Annotated in this window: 16 protein-coding genes; 11 read left to right on the forward strand and 5 right to left on the reverse strand. The window is 72.2% G+C overall.

All coding sequences use genetic code 11. The features are described 5' to 3' along the window. Nucleotides 1–41 precede the first annotated feature (41 nt). Genes BLT82_RS29260 through BLT82_RS29270 form a run of 3 tightly spaced genes read right to left on the reverse strand, consistent with a single transcriptional unit; the run spans nt 42 to nt 3,204 of the window. Nucleotides 42–902 carry a sugar ABC transporter permease gene (locus tag BLT82_RS29260; RefSeq protein WP_093660231.1) on the reverse strand — a complete coding sequence of 287 codons (861 nt, stop codon included), beginning with the start codon at nt 900–902 and terminating at the stop codon, nt 42–44. Further along, a complete protein-coding gene (locus BLT82_RS29265) occupies nt 899–1,912 on the reverse strand; it encodes a carbohydrate ABC transporter permease (RefSeq protein WP_093660233.1) in 1,014 nt (337 codons plus the stop codon). Before BLT82_RS29265 ends, BLT82_RS29260 begins: the two co-directional genes overlap by 4 nt. 20 nt (nt 1,913–1,932) lie before the next feature. Continuing rightward, on the reverse strand, nt 1,933–3,204 hold the full coding sequence (locus tag BLT82_RS29270; protein WP_093660235.1) for an extracellular solute-binding protein: 1,272 nt from the start codon (nt 3,202–3,204) through the stop codon (nt 1,933–1,935). Nucleotides 3,205–3,524: 320 nt separating this feature from the next. Here BLT82_RS29270 and BLT82_RS29275 point away from each other — a divergent pair, with 320 nt between their 5' ends. From BLT82_RS29275 to BLT82_RS29285, 3 genes are all read left to right on the forward strand, one after another. Continuing rightward, complete coding sequence (locus BLT82_RS29275; protein ID WP_093660237.1) at nt 3,525–5,168, forward strand: glycoside hydrolase family 13 protein; 1,644 nt, start codon at nt 3,525–3,527, stop codon at nt 5,166–5,168. Nucleotides 5,169–5,193: 25 nt separating this feature from the next. Next, nucleotides 5,194–6,225 (forward strand): LacI family DNA-binding transcriptional regulator, encoded by a 1,032-nt coding sequence (locus BLT82_RS29280; protein WP_093660239.1) that lies wholly within the window; start codon nt 5,194–5,196, stop codon nt 6,223–6,225. A 165-nt stretch (nt 6,226–6,390) separates the two neighbouring features. Continuing rightward, nucleotides 6,391–7,254 (forward strand): phosphatase PAP2 family protein, encoded by an 864-nt coding sequence (locus BLT82_RS29285; protein ID WP_093660241.1) that lies wholly within the window; start codon nt 6,391–6,393, stop codon nt 7,252–7,254. A 233-nt stretch (nt 7,255–7,487) separates the two neighbouring features. On the opposite strand, the gene BLT82_RS29290 is transcribed toward BLT82_RS29285, so the two are convergent. Beyond that, nucleotides 7,488–10,481 carry a bifunctional [glutamine synthetase] adenylyltransferase/[glutamine synthetase]-adenylyl-L-tyrosine phosphorylase gene (locus tag BLT82_RS29290; RefSeq protein WP_093660243.1) on the reverse strand — a complete coding sequence of 998 codons (2,994 nt, stop codon included), beginning with the start codon at nt 10,479–10,481 and terminating at the stop codon, nt 7,488–7,490. Between the two features lie 553 nt (nt 10,482–11,034). Here BLT82_RS29290 and BLT82_RS29295 point away from each other — a divergent pair. The 5 genes from BLT82_RS29295 (at nt 11,035) to BLT82_RS29315 (ending at nt 15,806) form a co-directional block, all read left to right on the forward strand. Then, nucleotides 11,035–13,299 (forward strand): PIG-L family deacetylase, encoded by a 2,265-nt coding sequence (locus tag BLT82_RS29295; RefSeq protein ID WP_093660245.1) that lies wholly within the window; start codon nt 11,035–11,037, stop codon nt 13,297–13,299. A 113-nt stretch (nt 13,300–13,412) separates the two neighbouring features. Continuing rightward, a complete protein-coding gene (locus BLT82_RS29300) occupies nt 13,413–13,967 on the forward strand; it encodes a pyridoxamine 5'-phosphate oxidase family protein (RefSeq protein WP_093660247.1) in 555 nt (184 codons plus the stop codon). Between the two features lie 180 nt (nt 13,968–14,147). Next, nucleotides 14,148–14,582 (forward strand): VOC family protein, encoded by a 435-nt coding sequence (locus BLT82_RS29305; RefSeq protein WP_093660249.1) that lies wholly within the window; start codon nt 14,148–14,150, stop codon nt 14,580–14,582. A 189-nt stretch (nt 14,583–14,771) separates the two neighbouring features. Continuing rightward, nucleotides 14,772–15,236 (forward strand): VOC family protein, encoded by a 465-nt coding sequence (locus BLT82_RS29310; RefSeq protein WP_093660251.1) that lies wholly within the window; start codon nt 14,772–14,774, stop codon nt 15,234–15,236. Between the two features lie 129 nt (nt 15,237–15,365). Continuing rightward, complete coding sequence (locus tag BLT82_RS29315) at nt 15,366–15,806, forward strand: VOC family protein (RefSeq protein ID WP_093660253.1); 441 nt, start codon at nt 15,366–15,368, stop codon at nt 15,804–15,806. A 96-nt stretch (nt 15,807–15,902) separates the two neighbouring features. Here the strand turns inward: BLT82_RS29315 and BLT82_RS29320 are convergent, their stop codons facing one another. Then, nucleotides 15,903–17,264, reverse strand: coding sequence for a glutamine synthetase family protein (locus BLT82_RS29320; protein ID WP_093660255.1), 1,362 nt, complete (start codon nt 17,262–17,264; stop codon nt 15,903–15,905). Between the two features lie 141 nt (nt 17,265–17,405). On the opposite strand from BLT82_RS29320, the gene BLT82_RS29325 reads away from it, so the two are divergent. The 3 genes from BLT82_RS29325 to BLT82_RS29335 all read left to right on the forward strand — a co-directional run bounded on the left by BLT82_RS29325 (nt 17,406) and on the right by BLT82_RS29335 (nt 19,292). Beyond that, entirely contained in the window at nt 17,406–17,867 is a 462-nt protein-coding gene (locus BLT82_RS29325) for a hypothetical protein (RefSeq protein ID WP_093660257.1), read from the forward strand. A 97-nt stretch (nt 17,868–17,964) separates the two neighbouring features. Then, the gene (locus BLT82_RS29330) at nt 17,965–18,612 is read left to right on the forward strand and encodes a DUF3105 domain-containing protein (protein ID WP_093660259.1); all 648 of its coding nucleotides are present in this window, start codon (nt 17,965–17,967) and stop codon (nt 18,610–18,612) included. Beyond that, complete coding sequence (locus BLT82_RS29335) at nt 18,609–19,292, forward strand: DUF305 domain-containing protein (RefSeq protein ID WP_093660261.1); 684 nt, start codon at nt 18,609–18,611, stop codon at nt 19,290–19,292. Before BLT82_RS29330 ends, BLT82_RS29335 begins: the two co-directional genes overlap by 4 nt. The last annotated feature ends 276 nt before the right edge of the window (nt 19,293–19,568 follow it).

The following is a 19,568-nucleotide window of genomic DNA, read 5'->3' on the forward strand; positions in this document are numbered from 1 at the left end:
TGGGATGGTGGTGGTTGGGGGGAACGTACGGCACGTGCGGGTCAGCCCTTGACTGCGCCCGCCGACACGCCCGTGACCAGATGGCGCTGTGCGAAGAGGAAGACGATCGCGGCCGGGATCGCGATGAGCACGGAGGCCGCGGTCATCGGGCCCCACTGGGCGCCGTACTGGTTGACGAACTTCTGCAGTCCGCCCGCGAGGGTCAGGTTCTCGTCGCCGACCATGAAGGCCGAGGCGTACGCGACCTCGCCCCAGGCGGTGATGAACGAGTAGAAGGCCGTGACCGCGATGCCGGGCTTGGCGAGGGGCAGGATGAGCCGCCAGAAGGTGCCGAACGGGGTGAGCCCGTCGACCTGGCCCGACTCGTCGATCTCGCGCGGGATGGTGTCGAAGAAGCCCTTCATCATCCAGGCGCAGAAGGGCACCGCGATGGTGAGGTACGTGATGACGAGGCCGGCCGGCTCGTTGAGCAGGCCCAGGTTCGACATGATGTTGTAGATCGGCACGATCAGGACCGCGACCGGGAACATCTGGGTGATCAGCAGCGTCCACATCAGGCCCCGCTTGCCGGGGAAGCGGAAGCGGCTGACGGCGTAGCCGGTGGTGGCGGCCACGAAGACGCCGAGGACCGTGGTGAGGCCGGCGACGAGCAGCGAGTTGCCGAACCAGGTCAGGAACTCGGTGTCCTCCAGCAGCTTCGTGTAGTTCTCGAGCGTCGTCTCCTTCACGAAGTCCGTGGTGGTCGCGTAGCTCGCCGGCTTCAGCGAGGTCAGCAGCACCCACAGCACCGGGAAGACGGCGATCACGGAGGCGACGAGCAGCGTGAGGTGCAGCGCGGCCGAGGCCAGCGGCGAGCGGCGGCCCCGCGCCGGGGCGTTCGCCGGGATGTTGGTCGTGGTCACCAGGTTTCTCCCTGCTTGCGGAGGACGCGCTGGTAGACAGCGGCGAAGACCATCAGGAGGACGAGGATCAGCACGCCCCAGGTGGAGGACTGGGCGAAGTCGCGCGGACTGATCTCGAACGAGAACTTGTACGCCTGGGTGACGAGGATCTGCGTGGCCTCACCGGGACCGCCCCGGGTGAGCAGGAAGATCACCGGGAACATGTTGAAGGTCCAGATGGTGCTCAGCAGGACGACGGTGGTGGACACCGACCGCAGCCCGGGCATGGTGATGTTGCGGAACCGCTGCCAGGCGTTGGCGCCGTCCATCTCGGCGGCCTCGTACAGCTCGCCGGGGATGGACTGCAGTCCGCCGAGCAGGGCGACCATCATGAACGGGACGCCGAGCCAGACGTTGACGGCGATCACCGAGAACTTGGCCCAGGTCGGGTCGTTCAGCCACGGCACCGCGTCGATGCCGCCGCCTGCGAGGAGCTTGTTGAGCAGGCCGTTGTCCTCGTTGTAGAGGAAGCGCCAGGCGAAGACGGAGACGAAGCCGGGCACGGCCCACGGCAGGATCAGCATCATCCGGTAGAACGACCGGCCGGCGATCCTGCGGTTGAGGATGTTGGCGAGGGCGAGGCCCAGACCGAAGGTGACGGCCACGCAGGAGACCGTCCACACCAGCGTCCACCCGAGCGTGCCCAGGAACTGACTGCCGGTGAGCGCGTCGGTGTAGTTGTCGAGCCCGACGAATTCGTACGTCGCGGGGAGGTGGTTCACCCCGATCGACCGCTCGACGTTGCGCTCGTTGGCGTTCGTCAGCGACAGGTAGACGCCGCGGACGAGCGGATAGCCGATGATCACCCCGATCACGATCACCACGGGGGCGACCATGGTCCAGGCGTACCAGTGCGTGGAGAGGGCGCGGCGGAACCTGCCGGGCGCGCCTGCGGTGTCGCGGCGACGGCCGCGGGCCCTTCCGGGCTCCGCGGCCTTCGCCACCGACTGGCCGCTGGTGTGGACAGCCATCAGTCGGGGTTCCTCTTCCCTTACTTCCAGTCCTTGAGGAGCTTGCGGTAGGCGTCGCCCGCCGACTTGGCTCCCTTCTCCGGGGTGGTCTGGCCGGTGAGGACCTTGGTGTACTCGGTCACGAGCGGGGCGAAGAGGCTGCCGCCTTCGGGGATCCAGGGGCGCTCGACGGCCTTGTCGACGACCGGCTTGAAGAAGGCGACCATCTCGTTGCCGGAGACGCTCGGCTTGTTGTAGACGGCGGAGCGGGTCGGGAGGAGGCTGAGCTCCTTGGCGACCGTGGTCTGGGACTCGGCCGAGGTCATGTACTCGACGAAGGCGTAGGAGGCCTCGAGGTTCTTGGAGCCGGCGTAGACGGCGAGGTTGTGGCCGCCCTGCGGGGCGCCCTGGCCGTCGGAGCCCGCCGGGACCGGGACGATGCCCAGGTTGGACTTGTCCTTGAACTCCTTGCCGGCGTAGGTGTCGGTGACCGCCCACGGGCCGTTGATCATCATGGCGACCTTGCCTTCCTTGAAGGCGGTCTGCATGTTGTTCCAGCCGTCGGTGGCGTCGGTCTTCGCGGCGCCGGAGTCGACGAGGTCCTTGACGACCTTCATGGCCTTGACGCCGGCCGGGTTGTCGACGGTGATCTGCTTCTTCTCGGCGTCGACCAGGTTGCCGCCCTCGCCGTAGAGGAAGGACAGGAACCAGTACGCGTCGTCGCCGCGCAGGTAGAGGCCGGTCTTGCCGGTCTTGTCCTTGATCTTCTTGGAGACGGTCTTCAGCTCGGCGATCGAGGACGGCGGCTGGACACCGGCCTCCTCGAAGATCTTCTTGTTGTAGAAGATGCCCATGGAGTCGATGACCTGCGGGACGGCGTAGGTCTTGTCGTTGTACTTCGTGGAGGCGGCGGCCTGCGGCAGGAAGTCCTTGTCCTCCTTGAGGGCCGAGGTGCCGTCCAGCGGGGCGAGGTAGCCGAGGTCGGCGAACTCGGGGGTCCAGGCCACCTCGGAACGGATCACGTCGGGGGCGCCGGAGCCGGACTGGGCGGCGTTCTTGAACTTGTTCTGCGCCTCACCGAAGGGCACGTTCACATAGTTGATCTTGACGTCGGGGTGCAGCTTGGTGAAGCCCTCGGCGAGCTTCTTGAAGACCTTGTCCTCGCTGCCGACGGTCGACGTGTCCCACCAGGTGACCGTCCCCGACAGCTTGCCCGAGGCGCTCTTGCCGCTCTCGGCGTCGTCCCCGCCGCACGCGGTCGCCGTGAGCGCCAGGCTCGCGACCAGAGCGGTGGCCGCTATGCCACGTCGCATGTGAACTCCTTCAACCTGGGCCGCTCCATCACGGCGCCGATTCGGTCAGGAACGTAACAAGCTTGAAAGAAGACCGAAAGACCTTGCGAGAGATTTCCGCAAGCAGCCGGGATCGTTACATCCGCGTGTCCTCACAGTTGCCGTTGTGCGCCTTGCCAACTGCGACTGACCCCGCTCCAGCGCTTCCGTGCGCCCGCGCAACCGCTTCCGCAAGAGATTGCAGCGCTGTTACCTTCGACATAGGTCGGTGTTGAACCGGAAGGTCCCGAAGATCCACGGAACATCCGGAACATCCAGAAACAGCATCCGAAGGAGCGCCCATGACGCAGGAGCTCGGCACGACCACCACGCCGCGGGCCGGCACGGTCGCCCCGGCGAGGCGCCCGGACCCGGCCGGGGACTGGTGGCGGAGCGCCGTGATCTACCAGGTGTACGTCCGCTCCTTCGCCGACGGGGACGGCGACGGCATCGGCGACCTGCGCGGCATCCGCGACCGGCTCCCCCACCTCGCCGGGCTCGGCGTGGACGCGGTCTGGCTGACTCCCTTCTACGCCTCGCCGCAGGCGGACGGCGGCTACGACGTCTCCGACTACCGGGCCGTGGATCCCCTCTTCGGCGCCCTCGACGACGCCGACGACCTCGTCCGGGAGGCCCACCGACTGGGGCTGCGGGTGATCGTCGACATCGTGCCGAACCACACCTCCGACCAGCACGCCTGGTTCCGCTCCGCGCTGGCGGGCGGACCGGAACGCGCGTACTACCACTTCCGGCCCGGCAAGGGCGCGGACGGCGAACTGCCGCCCAACGACTGGGAGTCGGTCTTCGGCGGCCCCGCCTGGACCCGGACGACGCACCCCGACGGCACCCCCGGAGACTGGTACCTCCACCTCTTCGCCCCCGAGCAGCCCGACCTGGACTGGGAGCACCCCGCGGTGCGCGAGGAGTTCGACGCGGTCCTGCGCTTCTGGCTGGACCTGGGCGTCGACGGCTTCCGGATCGACGTCGCCCACGGGATGGTCAAGGCGGCCGGGCTGCCCGACATCGGCGCCCGTGAGCAGGCCAAGATGATCGGCGCCCAGGTGCTGCCCTTCTTCGACCAGGACGGCGTCCACGAGATCCACCGCTCCTGGCGGCGGCTGCTGGACGGCTACGGCGGCGAGCGCATCGGCGTCGCCGAGGCCTGGGCACCGAGCCCGGAGCGGCTCGCGCTGTACGTGCGCCCCGACGAACTGCACCAGGCGTTCAACTTCCAGTTCCTGCGCTGCCCCTGGGACCCGGAGCGGATGCGGGAGGTCGCCGAGGCCTCGCTGGCGGCGACCGCGTCCGTGGGCGCGCCCACCACCTGGGTGCTGTCCAACCACGACGTGCCCCGGCACACCACGCGCTACGGCGGCGGGCAGGTCGGCCTGCGCCGGGCCCGGGCCGCCGCGCTGCTGATGCTGGCCCTGCCCGGTTCCGTGTACGTCTACCAGGGCGAGGAGCTGGGCCTTCCCGAGGTCCTCGACCTGCCGGACGAGGTGCGCCAGGACCCGTCCTTCTTCCGGGCGGAGGGGCAGGACGGCTTCCGCGACGGCTGCCGGGTGCCGATCCCCTGGACCCGCGAGGGTTCGTCGTACGGGTTCGGCAGCGGCGGCAGCTGGCTCCCGCAGCCGGCCGAGTGGGCCGAGCTGAGCGTGGAGGCCCAGACCGGGGTGGCCGGATCCACCCTGGAGCTGTACCGGGCGGCGCTCGCGGTGCGGCGCGAGCACCCCGGGCTCGGCGCCGGCACGGGCGTGACCTGGCTCGACGCTCCCGAGGGGGTGCTGGCCTTCGCCCGTGACGGGTTCGTCTGCACGACGAACACGCGCGGCACGGACGTGGAGCTCCCCGCTCCCGGGAGCCCTCTGCTGTCCTCCGCGACCCCCGAGTTCAGCGGCGGGACGGTCCGGCTTCCCGCCGACTCGACCGTCTGGTGGGCAATCTGACATGCGACCGGTACAGTCCAATCCCATGACCGCACGGCTTGCCGACATCGCAGCCCAGGCGGGGGTCAGCGAGGCGACGGTCAGCCGGGTGCTGAACGGCAAGCCAGGCGTTGCCTCGACCACCCGCGAATCAGTGCTCGCCGCACTCGACGTCCTCGGCTACGAGCGTCCCGTGAAGCTGCGCCGCCGCAGCGCCGGGCTCGTCGGACTCATCACGCCCGAGCTGGAGAACCCCATATTCCCGGCCCTGGCCCAGGTCATCGGACAGGCGCTGACCCGCCAGGGCTACACGCCGGTGCTGGCCACCCAGACACCGGGCGGCTCCACCGAGGACGAACTCACCGAAATGCTGGTGGACCGGGGCGTCTCGGGCATCATCTTCGTCTCCGGGCTGCACGCCGACACCACGGCGGACATGCAGCGGTACGAGAAGCTCCGCGCCCAGGGCGTCCCCTTCGTCCTCGTCGACGGCTTCTCCCCGCAGGTGCAGGCGCCCTTCATCTCGCCCGACGACCGCGCGGCGATGCAGCTGGCCGTGACCCATCTCGTCTCCCTCGGGCACACCCGGATCGGACTGGCCCTGGGGCCGCGCCGCTTCGTGCCGGTCCTGCGGAAGATAGAGGGCTTCGTCAAGGCCGTGCACGACCAGCTCGGCCTGAGCGAGCAGCAGATCGAGTCCGAGCTGGTCCAGCACTCCCTCTACACCCTGGAAGGCGGCCAGGCCGCGGCGTCCGCGCTGATGGACCGGGGCTGCACGGCCGTGGTGTGCGCGAGCGACATGATGGCGCTCGGCGCGATCCGGGCCGCGCGGCAGCGGGGGCTGGAGGTGCCCGACGACATCTCGGTCGTCGGCTTCGACGACTCCCCGCTCATCGCCTTCACCGATCCGCCGCTGACGACGGTCCGCAAGCCCGTCCCCGCGATGGGCCAGGCGGCGGTCCGCACGCTGCTGGAGGAGATCGGCGGAACGCCCGCGCCCCACAGCGAGTTCGTCTTCATGCCGGAACTGGTCGTCCGCGGCTCGACCGCGGCGGGCCCTTTGCACGGTTCGCCCTGATCCGTCCCACCCGGTCGGCGGGCCCGCCGACCGGACTCCCGAATTCCGCGAAATCCCCGGGAAATGCGGGGGCTCCGACTAGTCCTCAGGAGGGACCGGGGCCCCTCCCGAACCCGACCGAGGGATGATCGGAGCGGCCGCACCCATCTGGCAGACTCTGCTCCTATGGGTGAAGCGACCGTGAAGACTTTGGAAGGCCGGACCGCGTCCCCGTCACCCATGGTGACCGAGGACGGCCCGGCCCCGGAGCGGACCAGACTGGGGAAGCTGCGGTCGGTCCGGCGGCCGCGCATCTGGTTCGAGATCCTGCTCATCGCGGTCAGTTACTGGACGTACTCCCTGATCCGGAACGCCGTTCCCGAGCAGAAGGCCCAGGCCCTGCGGAACGCCGACTGGATCTGGGAGGCCGAGAAGGCCCTCGGCATCGCCGTCGAGCAGACGGTCAACCACGCCGCCAACTCGGTGACATGGCTGATCGTGACGATGAACTACTACTACGCCACCCTGCACTTCGTCGTGACCATCGGCGTCCTGGTGTGGCTCTACCGCCGGCACCCCGGCCGCTACGCCCCCACCCGGCTCGTCCTCTTCGCCACCACCGGTGTCGCGCTCGTCGGCTACTACCTCTATCCGCTGGCACCGCCGCGGCTGATGAACGGCCAGAACTTCATCGACACGGTGCTGGTGCACCACACCTGGGGCTCCATGGCCTCGGGCAACCTGAAGAACATGTCCAACCAGTACGCGGCCATGCCGTCGATGCACATCGGCTGGTCGCTGTGGTGCGGGCTGACGATCTTCGCGCTCGCTACGGCGCCCTGGGCGAAGATCCTCGGCCTGCTGTACCCGACGCTCACCCTCGTGGTGATCGTGGCAACCGCCAACCACTTCTGGCTGGACGCCGTCGGCGGACTGCTCTGCCTCGGTTTCGGCTACGGCCTGTCCTACGTCTGGTACGGGTCCCTGCCGCACCGGCTGCCGCGCCAGGTGCCGGACCGGGTGCGCGGCGGCACCGTCCTCACGGCGTAGCCGGACGCGCGGCGCGGGCGAACGCGCCGCACGGCCGAGCCCGGGCCGAGTGAACGCGCCGCGTCGCCCGGCCGAAGCCAAGGCCGCGGGCGGGCGCCCGTCCTCACGGTCCGTGAGGACGTCGGTCCTGCCCACCCGGTCCCGGCGGCACGGCCGGACGCGGCTCGTGCACGGCCCGCACCGGGCAGCGCCTCCCGGGCCGAGCGGCTTCGACCGTTCCCGCGCCCCGTCCGCTACGACCCGTAGAACAGCCGCTCCACCACCGCCCGCGCCCGCCGGGTCGCACGCCGGTACTCGTCGACCATCTCGCCCACGTGCCCCTGCCCGTACCCCAGGTAGCGGCCCACCGCGGCCAGCTCCTTCGCCTCGGAGGGGAAGGTGTCGCCCGCCCGGCCCCTGACCAGCATGACGCCGTTGCGGACCCGCGTCGCCAGCACCCAGGCGTCGTCGAGGATCTCCGCGTCCTCCGGGGACAGGAGCCCCGCGTCCCGGGCGGCGGCGAGGGCCGTACGAGTACGCGTCGTGCGCAGGCCCGGCTCGGACCAGCCGTGGCGCATCTGCAGCAGCTGGACCGTCCACTCCACGTCGCTCAGACCGCCGCGCCCCAGCTTGGTGTGGAGGGTCGGGTCGGCACCGCGCGGCAGCCGCTCCGTCTCCATCCGGGCCTTGAGCCGGCGGATCTCCCGGACCTCCTCCTCGCCCAGGCCGTCCTCCGGGTACCGCAGCGGGTCGGCCAGTTCGATGAAGCGGGCCGCCAGTTCCTCGTCCCCCGCCATCGGCTCGGCGCGCAGCAGCGCCTGGCTCTCCCAGACCAGGGACCAGCGGCGGTAGTAGGCCGCGTAGGAGGCGAGCGTGCGCACCAGCGGGCCGTTGCGCCCCTCGGGCCGCAGATCGGCGTCGATCAGCAGCGGCGGGTCGGAACTCGGCAGTTGGAGCAGCCGCCGCATCTCCGCAACGACCGTCGCGGCGGCCTGCGCGGCCCCCTGCTCGTCGCCGCCCTCGCGCGGCTCGTGGACGAACAGCACGTCGGCGTCGGAACCGTACGACAGCTCGTGTCCGCCGAAGCGGCCCATGCCGATGACCGCGAACCGGGTGGGGAGCTCGTCCCCCCACCGCTCGCGCACCACGGCACGCAGCGCGCCGGCGATCGTCGCCGCGTTGAGGTCGGTGACGGCGTTGCCCACCCGGTCGACGAGCGTGCCCGGGTCGTGCCCGGCCGGGTTCTCCTCGGTGCCGTACGAGCCGATCAGGTCCGCCGCCGCGGTACGGAACAGCTCCCGCCGGCGCACCGCGCGGGCCGAGGCGACCGCCGCCTCCGCGTCGTCCGCGCGCCCGACCGCCGCCAGGACCTCCTGCTCCAGATGGTCACGGCTCCGCGGCCTCAGCCCCTCCGGGTCGCCGAGCAGCGCCACGGCCTCCGGGGCGCGCAGCAGCAGATCGGGGGCGAGCCGGCCCGCGGAGAGCACCCGCGCGAGGTTCTCGGCGGCCGCGCCCTCGTCCCGCAGCAGGCGCAGGTACCAGGGCGTCTTGCCCAGCGCGTCCGACACCTGACGGAAGCCCAGCAGTCCCGCGTCCGGGTCGGCGGAGTCCGCGAACCAGCCGAGCAGCACGGGCAGCAGCGTCCGCTGGATCGCCGCCTTGCGCGAGACTCCCGACGACAGGGCCTCCAGGTGCCGCAGGGCCGCGGCCGGATCGGCGTAGCCGAGTGCCTCCAGCCGCTGCCGCGCGGCCTGGGTGCTGAGCCGGGTCTCACCCGGCGCGAGCTGGGCGACCGCGTCCAGCAGGGGACGGTAGAAGAGCTTCTCGTGCAGTCTGCGCACGACGGAGCCGTGCCGCCGCCACTCCTTGTCGAGCTCGGCCACCGGGTCGGCGCGCAGCCCCAGGGACCGTCCGAGGCGCCGCAGGTCCTCCTCGCCCTCCGGGACGAGGTGCGTGCGGCGCAGCCGGTACAGCTGGATCCGGTGCTCCATGGAGCGCAGGAAGCGATAGGCCACGTCGAGTTGCGCCGCGTCCGCCCGGCCCACGTACCCGCCGGCCGCGAGCGCCCTCAGCGCCTCCAGGGTGGAACCGCTGCGCAGTGCGGGGTCGGTCCTGCCGTGCACCAACTGCAGCAGCTGGACGGCGAATTCGACGTCCCGCAGCCCGCCCGGACCCAGCTTCAGCTCGCGGTCTATGTGCGCGGCGGGGATGTTGTCGACGACGCGGCGGCGCATCTTCTGCACGTCGGGCACGAAGTTCTCGCGCTCCGCGGCCTGCCAGACCAGCGGCGAGACGGCGTCGACGTACTCGGCGCCGAGTTCCGGGTCCCCGGCCACCGGCCGCGCCTTGAGCAGCGCCTGGAACTCCCACGTCTTCGCCCAGCGCTGGTAGTAGGCGAGATGGCTGGAGAGGGTGCGCACCAGCGGGCCGTTGCGGCCCTCCGGCCGCAGATTGGCGTCCACGGGCCAGATGGCGCCTTCGACCGTGGTCTCCGAGCAGATCCGCATGAGGTGCGAGGCGAGGCGGGTCGCGGCCTTGACCGCCGCGGCCTCCTCCACCGACTCGGAGGCCGGCTCCCCGACGAAGATCACGTCGACGTCGGAGACGTAGTTGAGTTCATGGCCCCCGCACTTGCCCATGGCGATCACCGCGAGCCGGCAGGCGGCCGCGTCCTCGGGGGCGTCGGTACGGGCGATGGCGAGGGCAGCGCGCAGCGTCGCCGTCGCGAGGTCGGCGAGCTCGGCGGCGGTCTGCGCCACGTCGGTGGTGCCGCACACGTCGCGGGCGGCGATCGACAGCAGACAGCGGCGGTAGGCGACGCGCAGCGACACAGGGTCGGTCGCCTCGGCGAGTCCCCGCTCGAAGTCCTCGACCCCGGGGTGCAGATCGGCCGATTCGTACATCACCAGCGCCTGCCAGTCGTGCGGGTGCCGGGCCAGATGGTCGCCGAGCGCCTCGGACGCGCCGAGCACCCCGAGCAGCCGGTCGCGCAGCGGCTTCGCGGAGATCAGCGTGTCGAGCAGCACCTGCCGCTCGTCCGGCTGCTGCGCCTCGACGAGGCGCACCAGCCCGCGCAGGGCCAGGTCGGGGTCGGCGGCGGCGCCGAGGGCGTCGAGGAGGACGGAGTCGGCACGGACGGGCGCCATCTCGGGCAGGTCCAGGAGCCGCTCGGCCGCGGCGGGGTGGGTGAAGCCGTGCCGCAGCAGACGGGTGAAGGTACTGCTCCTGCGCCCCGGCACCGATGTCATCCCGCCGCCTCCGATCAAGGTCCGGATCCGGCTCCGAGCGTAGTCGCAGGGATACGGGGGCCGCCCCCCGGAGGGCGGCGCGGGCGCTGCGGTGCCGTGATGTTCGCCATGTTCTTCGTGGTTCGGGCGGGACAACCCGTATTCCTGGAATCTCCGTCTTCCGTGGTGTCCGGGTACCGCGCGTGCCCGGGCGGCACGGACACGTCCGCCGAGGACTGCTCGCGCCCGCCGGTTGCCGGTGCGCCGTCGGGTCCTGTCGCGCCCGCCGGCCACGGTGACCGGCGGGCGCGCGTACGCCCGCCGGTTGCCGGTGCCCAGCGGGCGCGTGCACCCGGGCGTCGCCGGCCCCGACCGATCACGAAAGCACCCGACCGCCATGCCCAGCCGGCCCCGCCGCAGCCGCCGTTCGGCGGCCCCCCGCGCTCACGCGCCCCGTCGCGTCCCCGCGCCCCTTCGCGCCGTCGCGGCCCGCCTGGGCTTCCCGGCCGGCCCCGGTCCCGCCCTCGGCTCCCACGCGGCGGACGCTCCCGGATCCCCTGAGGGTCCCGGCCCGGTGGCGCACCGCGGCCGGCGGGGCCTGGCCGCCGGGCTGGCCGCCGCGGTGCTGCTGGGTGTCGCGGGCACCCTGGCGGCCGTGCCCGGCACCTCGGCGGACACCCGGACGAGGACGTTTCCCCCGGCCGGGCCGGCCGTCCAGCCGGTCCGCACGACCGCGGGCGAGCGGGTGGTCCAGATCGTCGCCCACCCCGACGACGACCTGTTCTTCATGAACCCGGACACCGCCCAGTCCCTGGCCACGGGCCGCAGTCTGACGTCGGTGTACCTGACGGCCGGCGAATCCGACGGCGTCAACGCCCGGCGGGACGACCCGGATCCCCCGGCCGCCGACAAGGCCGCGTACGCCGAGGCCCGCCAGAACGGCATACGGGCCGCCTACGCCGAGATGGCCACCGGCGACCGGAGCAGCCCCTGGTCGCGTACGGCCGTGCCCACCGCCGGCGGCGGCACGGCCGAGCTGGACACCCTCCGTGCCAAGCCCTGGATCAGCCTGGTCTGGGTCCAGCTCCACGAGGCGGGCAGCATCAACGGCGACCGGCCGCACAGCCTCCACGGCCTGTGGGACGGCCGGGTGGACGCGCTCTCGTCCCAACTGTCCTCCGGGACGCCCGTACGCGAGGACTTCGCGTACACGAAGCGGCAGGTCGTCGAGACCGTCGCCGGTCTCCTCCGGCGTTTCCGGCCGACGTTCGTCCGCATCCAGGACCCCACGCCGGGACGCACCCCGAAGGGCACGTACACCGACCACCAGGACCACATGTACGGCGCACGGTTCGCGCAGGCGGCGCTCGCCCGTTACGCGGCCGTGCCCGGCCACCCCGCCTTCGGAGTCCAGACCTATCTGGGCTACTCCACCGGGGCGCTGCCGCGCACCCTGACCCCGGCGGACGCCGAGGCGAAACTGCGCACCCTGAAGACGTACGCGTGGACGGACGGCACCGACCACTGCGGCGCACCGGCCGGCTGCGGCGACCGCAAGGTGGCGGCACGGCCCGCCGGCCACGGCTGGGCGCAGACGGTCCGCCACACCCGCGGCGAGTCCACGACCTGGGCGCAGCCCGGGCCGGGCGGCAGCGCGTGGGCGTTCTCCGTGCTCGACCAGCGGCTCGCCGTCTGGCACCGCGCGGGGGCCACGGCGGGATGGAGCGGGCCCCGGCTGCTGGACGGGGGCGGCATCGACGGCGGGGTGACCTCGGTACGCCTGCCCGACGGCCGGACAGCCGTGCTCGGCACCCGTACGACGCTCGGCGGACGCGCCGCCGACTACCGCCGCGACGTGGTGCTCCGTGTGCAGCGCGCCAGCGGGGACTTCGGCCCGTGGGCCTCGCTGGGCACTCCCGAACGCGACGACGCAAGCGGTACGTCGGCCATCAGCGCGCCGGCAGCGGTCGTGGACCCGTCGGGCCGGCTCACGGTGTTCGTCCGGGACTCCGCCCACCGGCTGACCGGCCGGACCGGGCTTCCGGGCGGCGGCTGGGGGCCCTGGACACCGCTGGGCGGTTCGGGTCTGCGGGGCGATCCGGTGGCGGCGACGGACGCCTCCGGCCGGCACACCGTGCTCGTCCCCACCCCGTCGTCGGTGCTCGCCTGGACCCAGGGCGAGCCCGGTGGCCCGCTGTCCGGCCCGCTGCGGACCGGCCTCCCGGCGACGACGCTTGCGCTGAACGCGACCGCCGACGCCCGGGGCGACGGCATCCGCCTGTGGTACCGGACGCCGGTCACGGGCGAGGTGCGCGGTGCCCACTTCCGCGGCGCGGGCGCAGGCGCAGGCGTGCCGGGCACGGGCGACCGCGGCAACGCGGGCGGCACGTCGGCCGGCTCCCGGCAGGCCGGCACCGCGGGTGCGGGCGCGGGCATGGGTACGGGTATGGGCAAGCGGGTGGGCACCGGCGCCGTCCCGACCACGGTTCCTGCCAAGGCGGCGATGTTCGTCCCCGTCACCTCGTTCGTGCCCTCGACCGGAGTGGCGGGCTTCGGCCCCGTCGGCCGGAGCGGCGATCTGCTGGCCGTCCGGTCCCGTGCCGGCGTGCTGGCGACGACGCGGACGGAGGCGCGGCCCCGCCCGGTGCCGGGGACCGACCCCGCGGCCAGGTCCGGCTGGACCGAGGGCGGCTTCCTCCTCGCCGGCGCGCCCGCCGGCCTCCCCGGCGGCATCGCCGCGATCGGCCTGGACGGCACGCTGCACTGGACGCCGTCGGACCGCACGGGGACGGCCGCGCTTCAGCCGCCACCGGAGGGGCGGGAAGCCCTCCGGCGATGAGTTCCGCCGGCGCGCGGGGTCGACACCTCGAAGGGACGCCGTCCGCGGACCGGCGACCGGGACCGGAAGACGGGACCGGCGCCTGGGACCGGAAGACCGAAGGGACACGCACCATGCCGGCAGAAGGAACGGGGCAGACGCTCCGGGAAGCACCCCCGGAACCGCGGACCGATCTGGACCCGCGCTACAGCTCACCGGGCGCCACCCCGACGCCCTGGCCGGAGGCGGTGGCCCAGCTGACGGAGTCCGAGATCTTCTGGCTGTCGACCGTGCGCCCCGAGGGCCGGCCGCACGTCACGCCGCTGCTCGCCGTCTGGCTGGACGGCTCGCTGCACTTCGCCACGGGCGGCGAGGAGCGCAAGGCACGCAATCTGGCAGCCAATCCGCAGGTCGTTCTCACCACGGGCGTCAACCGCGACGAGAAGGGACGCGACCTGGTCGTCGAAGGTGCGGCCGTCCAGGTGGTGGACGAGGACCGGCTCGCCCGGCTGGCCCGGGCATGGCGGGAGAAGTACGGTCCGGAGTGGCACTTCGAGGTCCGGAACGAGGCCTTCTGGCACGAGGGCGGGGGTCGCGCCCTGGTCTTCGAGGTGGCGCCGGTCACGGCCTTCGGCTTCGGCCGGGGTCCCGAGTCGTACAGCCAGACCCGGTGGCGCTTCACCCGCTGAGACGCCGGGCCCGGCCCTCGGACGGACGCCGGACGGACGGGGTGGCCGGACACCGGGCCGGCGGACGGAACACCGGACGGGCCGGACGGAACACGGCCGAACCGTCGCGGACGAACGACCCGTGGATGAGTCCCCTCATCACGGCTGACCGACCCATCTCGGACGAGGAGAGACCACACCATGGAATGGACCCTCGAAGTGGTCGCGATCCCGGTCACCGATGTCGACCGGGCCAAGAACTTCTACGTGGACCGGTGCGGGTTCACCGCCGATCTCGACATGTCGCCTTTCGAGGGCGCCCGCCTCGTCCAGATCACCCCGCCCGGCTCCCGCTGCTCGATCGTCCTGGAGTCCGGGATGCCGGAATCCCCGGGGCAGCCCCGGATGACGCCGGGCTCGCTGCAGGGCCTGCAGATCTGCGTCACCGACATCGAGGCCGCCCGCAAGGAGCTCGTGGACCGCGGTGTGGTGGTCGGTCCGGTGCGGCACGTCGGGCCGTCGGGCTGGGCGGACGGCAAGGGCGCCGAGCCCTGGAACTCCTTCGCGTTCTTCCAGGACCCGGACGGCAACGGCTGGATCGTCCAGGAGGCCCCGGCCCCACTGGCGGACCGCTGACCGGAAACCGTGCCGCCCCAGGCCCACCCGTACCGCGCCGGCCAGTCCCGTGCCGCGGCCGGCCGTACCGACGACCACCGCCCGTACCGTGACCACCGCCCTGCCCATGACCGCCGCCCGCATCGCCGGCCACGGCCCGCTGCCGCCGGCCCCGTTCCGTGCCGGTGAACACTCTCCAGGAGGTTGCCCGTGGAGTTCACGCTGGAAGTCGTCCTCGTACCGGTCACCGACGTGGACCGGGCCAAGGAGTTCTACCGCGACAAGGTGGGATTCCGCGTCGACCACGACACCCGCATCGACGAGCGTTTCCGCATCGTCCAGCTGACCCCGCCGGGATCAGGCTGCTCCGTCGTCATCGGCGAGGGCATCCCGCTCCCCGGCGGCAGGACCCTCGAACCCGGCTCGTACCAGGGGCTCCAGCTGGTCGTCGGTGACATCGAGGCCGCGCACGCCGAGCTCGTGGCCCGCGGCCTGGACGTCACCGAGCCGGAGCAGGTCGCCCCGGGCGACGGCGGCACGTTCATGTACTTCTCCGACCCCGACGGCAACGGCTGGGCCGTCCAGGAGTGGACCCGGCGCGCCTCGCAGCCGCTCCACGCGCTCCTGGCGGAACAGGCCCGGGAGCGCGCGGAGCGCGGCGACGGGACGGATTAGGGCGCCGGGACGGCCGGTCGGCGTCCCGGCTGCGGCGACGCCGCGTCGCGGGTGCACTCCCCCCGGGCGCACACTGATCTGGGGGAGCCACCCCCACGCGGTCCCCACGAGCGACCCGGGGCGGTGCCCATGGAATGGACCCTGGAAGTGATCGTCGTCCCCGTCTCCGACGTGGAGCGGGCGAAGACCTTCTACGCCGACAAGTGCGGCTTCGCCGTCGACCACGACACCCACATCGCCGACGGCGTCCGCATCCTCCAGCTGACCCCGCCGGGATCCACCTGCTCGATCGTCATCGGCGAGGGCATGCCCCCGGCACCGGGCCAGACGACGATGACGCCCGGGGTGATCCAGGGCCTCCAACTCTGCGTCCCCGACATCGAGTCGGCCCACGACGAACTGCTCGCCCGGGGCGTCGAGGTCAGCGCGGTCCAGCACGTCGCCTCCTCGGGCTGGGCCCCGGGCAAGGGCGAACCGTGGAACTCCTTCATGTTCTTCCGGGACCCCGACGGCAACGGCTGGATCATCCAGGAGGCCCCGGCCCCGCTGTCGAAACGGCACAGCGCCTGACGGACGGACGCAACGCCTGACGGACCGTCGACAGCCGAACAGGGCCGGCTGTCGGCGACCGTCGGCCCTGTTCGCTGCCCGGGCAGAGGAGCCCGCCTACAGCACCGGCAGGTTCTTGCGCAGCTCGAACGCCGTGACCTCGGAGCGGTACTCCTCCCACTCCTGCTTCTTGTTGCGGAGGAAGAAGTCGAAGACGTGCTCCCCGAGCGTCTCCGCCACCAGTTCGCTGCGCTCCATGAGCATGATGGCCTCGCCGAGGTTCTGCGGGAGGGGCTCGATGCCCATCGCGCGGCGCTCGGCGTCCGAGAGCGCCCAGACGTCGTCGTCGGCGCCGGCCGGGAGCTCGTAGCCCTCCTCGATGCCCTTGAGGCCCGCGGCGAGCAGGACCGCGTAGGCGAGGTAGGGGTTGGCGCCCGCGTCGAGGGAGCGGACCTCGATGCGGGACGAGCCGGTCTTGCCCGGCTTGTACATCGGGACGCGGATCAGGGCCGAGCGGTTGTTGTGGCCCCAGCAGATGTACGAGGGGGCCTCGCCGCCGGAGCCGGCGGTGCGGGCCGAGCCGCCCCAGATGCGCTTGTAGGAGTTGACCCACTGGTTGGTGACGGCCGAGATCTCCGCGGCGTGCCTGAGCAGGCCGGCGATGAAGGAACGTCCCACCTTGGAGAGCTGGTACTCGGCACCCGACTCGTAGAACGCGTTCCGGTCGCCTTCGAAGAGGGACAGGTGCGTGTGCATGCCGGAGCCCGGGTGCTCGGAGAAGGGCTTCGGCATGAAGGTCGCCTGCACCCCCTGCTCCAGCGCGACCTGCTTCATGACCAGGCGGAACGTCATGATGTTGTCCGCCGTGGACAGCGCGTCCGCGTACCGGAGGTCGATCTCCTGCTGGCCCGGCGCGCCCTCGTGGTGGCTGAACTCCACCGAGATGCCCATGGACTCGAGCATCGTGATGGCCTGGCGGCGGAAGTCCATGCCGACGTTCTGCGGGGTGTGGTCGAAGTACCCGGAGTTGTCCGCGGGGGTCGGGCGCGAGCCGTCCAGCGGCCGGTCCTTGAGCAGGAAGAACTCGATCTCGGGGTGCGTGTAGAACGTGAAGCCCAGGTCCGAGGTCTTCGCCAGGATGCGCTTGAGGACGAAGCGGGGGTCGGCGAAGGACGGCGAGCCGTCGGGCATGAGGATGTCGCAGAACATCCGGGCCGTGCCGGGGGCCTCCGCGCGCCACGGCAGGATCTGGAAGGTGCCCGGGTCCGGCTTGGCGATCATGTCCGACTCGTAGACGCGGGCGAAGCCCTCGATCGCGGAGCCGTCGAAGCCGATGCCCTCGTCGAAGGCCTGCTCGAGCTCGGCGGGGGCCACCGCGACCGACTTCAGGAAGCCGAGCACATCGGTGAACCACAGGCGTACGAACCGGATGTCGCGCTCCTCGAGCGTACGGAGCACGAATTCCTGCTGCTTGTCCATAGCCACATCCTTGCAGTTCAGACGGCCTGTGCACCACCGCCAGGGCGTAGAGGAGAGCTTCAGTATCACGACCCTGGGTTTCGCCCAGATTACGCACCCCGTATGACACGGAGCACGCACCCGCCATTACCATCTGCGCCCATGGGGGGCATGCGGAACGCCCGCACCGCGCACACCGCGCGTCCCATGGCGCTGTGGAGTGCCGTGGCGACGCTCCTCGCCGCGCTCTTCCTCTGTCTGGGACAGGCTGACACGGGACCCGGGGCGGCGCGCAAGCACGGCGCTCACGGGGAGGCCGCGGAGTTCCCAGCCGCCGCCTCGGTGTCCCCGGCCCCCGGGCCGACCGGCGGGGCCACCCGCGCCGTGCCGGGCACCCGGGCCGACTCGGCCGCCGCCTACACCTGTCCGTACGACCGCGGCGACTGCGGGCTCTTCCCGCACCTCACGGCGGCCGTCCTCACCGCCCCGCCCCAGGACGCGCCGCCGGCCGCGGCCGGGCTCACGCCCGGCGCCGTGCCGGACCGCGTGCCGGGCGGTCCACCGCGCACCGGTGCGCTCCCCCGCGCGCCGGATCTCCACGTCCTTCAGGTGCTGCGGACCTAGCAGGACCGTTCCACCGCGATCCGTGCCGCCGCGGCCCACGGCCGTGGGAGCACGTGCACACCCCACACCCCCCGACGCAGACGAAGGACGAAGCAGAGTGTCGAGCAAGACGAACAGGACGAACGACCGCCGCGCCCGCATAGAGGAGCTGCGCCGCGCCGAGAAGGCCCGCGAGCGCCGCAACCGCATCATCACGATCTCCCTCAGCGGGGTGCTGGTGGCGGGCCTCGTCGGCTTCGGCGCGTACGTGCTGAACAAGGAGTCCGAGAAGAAGGAGCAGGCCGAGGCCGCCGCCAAGGCCCCGATCAAGGACGAGAAGTCCTGGGACGCCAAGAAGCTCGGGCGCAACCACGTCACCGCGGCCGTGAAGTACCCGATGAAGCCTCCGGTCGGCGGTGACCACCACCAGGCGTGGATGAACTGCGACCGCAACGTCTACGACAAGCCGATCCCCGAGGTGAACGCCGTGCACTCGCTGGAGCACGGGGCCGTGTGGGTCACGTACAGCGACAAGGCCCCGGCCGCGGACGTGCAGAAGCTCAAGGACAAGGTCGGCAAGACCTCGTACTCGATGATGAGCCCGGTGAAGGACCAGGCCGGGGCCATCATGCTCAGCGCCTGGGGCAAGCAGGTGACGGTCGACAGCGCGGACGACCCGCGGGTGGACCAGTTCTTCACCAAGTACGTGCAGGGTCCGCAGACGCCCGAGCCGGGTGCCGCGTGCACGGGCGGACTGAGCGCGTGACGCTCACGCTGACGCGTACGCACTGGTTCTCGATCGCGGCGGTGGTGCTGGCGCTGCTGTTCGCGGGCGCGGCCACGGTCGCGTCCGCGGGCGGCGACAGGCACTCCGGCGGGCATGGAGGCACTGCCGGGGCGGCGGCCGCCCCGGCGGCCGGCTCGGCCGACGCGGGTTTCGCCCGTGACATGGCCGTCCACCACCAGCAGGCGGTGGAGATGTCGTTCATCGTCCGGGACCGTACGCAGGACGAGGAGGTGCGGCGGCTCGCCTACGACATCGCCAACACCCAGGCCAACCAGCGCGGAATGCTGCTGGGATGGCTCGATCTGTGGGGGCTGCCGAAGGTGGACCCCGGGGCCGGGCCCATGGCCTGGATGGCGCACGGGGACGGCGGTCACGCGGCCCACGGCGCGCAGCGGCCCGGCGCCGTGATGCCGGGCATGGCCACCCGGGCCGAGCTGGACCGGTTGGCGAAGGCGAGCGGCAAGCAGGCCGAGGTGCTCTTCCTGCAGCTGATGACCGACCACCACAAGGGCGGCGTCGCGATGGCGGAGGGGTGCGCGGACCTGTGCACCGTGTCCCAGGAGAAGGCACTGGCCCAGGGCATGGTCGACGCCCAGCAGTCCGAGATGGACCTGATGGCGGACCTCCTGAGGGCACGGGGCGCCGCGCCCCGCGCCTGAGGACCGGCGAGCCACCGCGTGGGCCGGGCGGCCGGCCCGCCCCACGCGGTGGTCCTGTGACGCGGGGTGCCGTTCGATCGGCGCGGCGGTGCCCGGCACGGACCGGAGGCGCTGGAGGCCGGGCCGCTGAGCAGGGGTGGAGCGCACACACGTGCGGTGACGCGCCGATGCCGCGCAGGGGCCTGGCGCGAGGTGCCGGCCCGCCCGACAACTGCCTGGCCCGTCCGAACGGCGTCACGGCCCGCCCGACACGGTGGAGGGCCCGCCCCGTGGTGG

Source organism: Streptomyces wuyuanensis (genome assembly GCF_900103455.1).
Lineage (GTDB): Bacteria > Actinomycetota > Actinomycetes > Streptomycetales > Streptomycetaceae > Streptomyces > Streptomyces wuyuanensis.

Bases quoted from the DNA above. Each gene is read 5' to 3' on its own strand.
- BLT82_RS29315 (WP_093660253.1), top strand. From the start codon at position 15,366: ATGGAATGGACCCTGGAAGTGATCGTCGTCCCCGTCTCCGACGTGGAG.
- BLT82_RS29300 (WP_093660247.1), top strand. From the start codon at position 13,413: ATGCCGGCAGAAGGAACGGGGCAGACGCTCCGGGAAGCACCCCCGGAA.
- BLT82_RS29290 (WP_093660243.1), bottom strand. From the start codon at position 10,481: ATGACATCGGTGCCGGGGCGCAGGAGCAGTACCTTCACCCGTCTGCTG.
- BLT82_RS29305 (WP_093660249.1), top strand. From the start codon at position 14,148: ATGGAATGGACCCTCGAAGTGGTCGCGATCCCGGTCACCGATGTCGAC.
- BLT82_RS29320 (WP_093660255.1), bottom strand. From the start codon at position 17,264: ATGGACAAGCAGCAGGAATTCGTGCTCCGTACGCTCGAGGAGCGCGAC.
- BLT82_RS29325 (WP_093660257.1), top strand. From the start codon at position 17,406: ATGGGGGGCATGCGGAACGCCCGCACCGCGCACACCGCGCGTCCCATG.
- BLT82_RS29265 (WP_093660233.1), bottom strand. From the start codon at position 1,912: ATGGCTGTCCACACCAGCGGCCAGTCGGTGGCGAAGGCCGCGGAGCCC.
- BLT82_RS29280 (WP_093660239.1), top strand. From the start codon at position 5,194: ATGACCGCACGGCTTGCCGACATCGCAGCCCAGGCGGGGGTCAGCGAG.
- BLT82_RS29270 (WP_093660235.1), bottom strand. From the start codon at position 3,204: ATGCGACGTGGCATAGCGGCCACCGCTCTGGTCGCGAGCCTGGCGCTC.
- BLT82_RS29285 (WP_093660241.1), top strand. From the start codon at position 6,391: ATGGGTGAAGCGACCGTGAAGACTTTGGAAGGCCGGACCGCGTCCCCG.
- BLT82_RS29275 (WP_093660237.1), top strand. From the start codon at position 3,525: ATGACGCAGGAGCTCGGCACGACCACCACGCCGCGGGCCGGCACGGTC.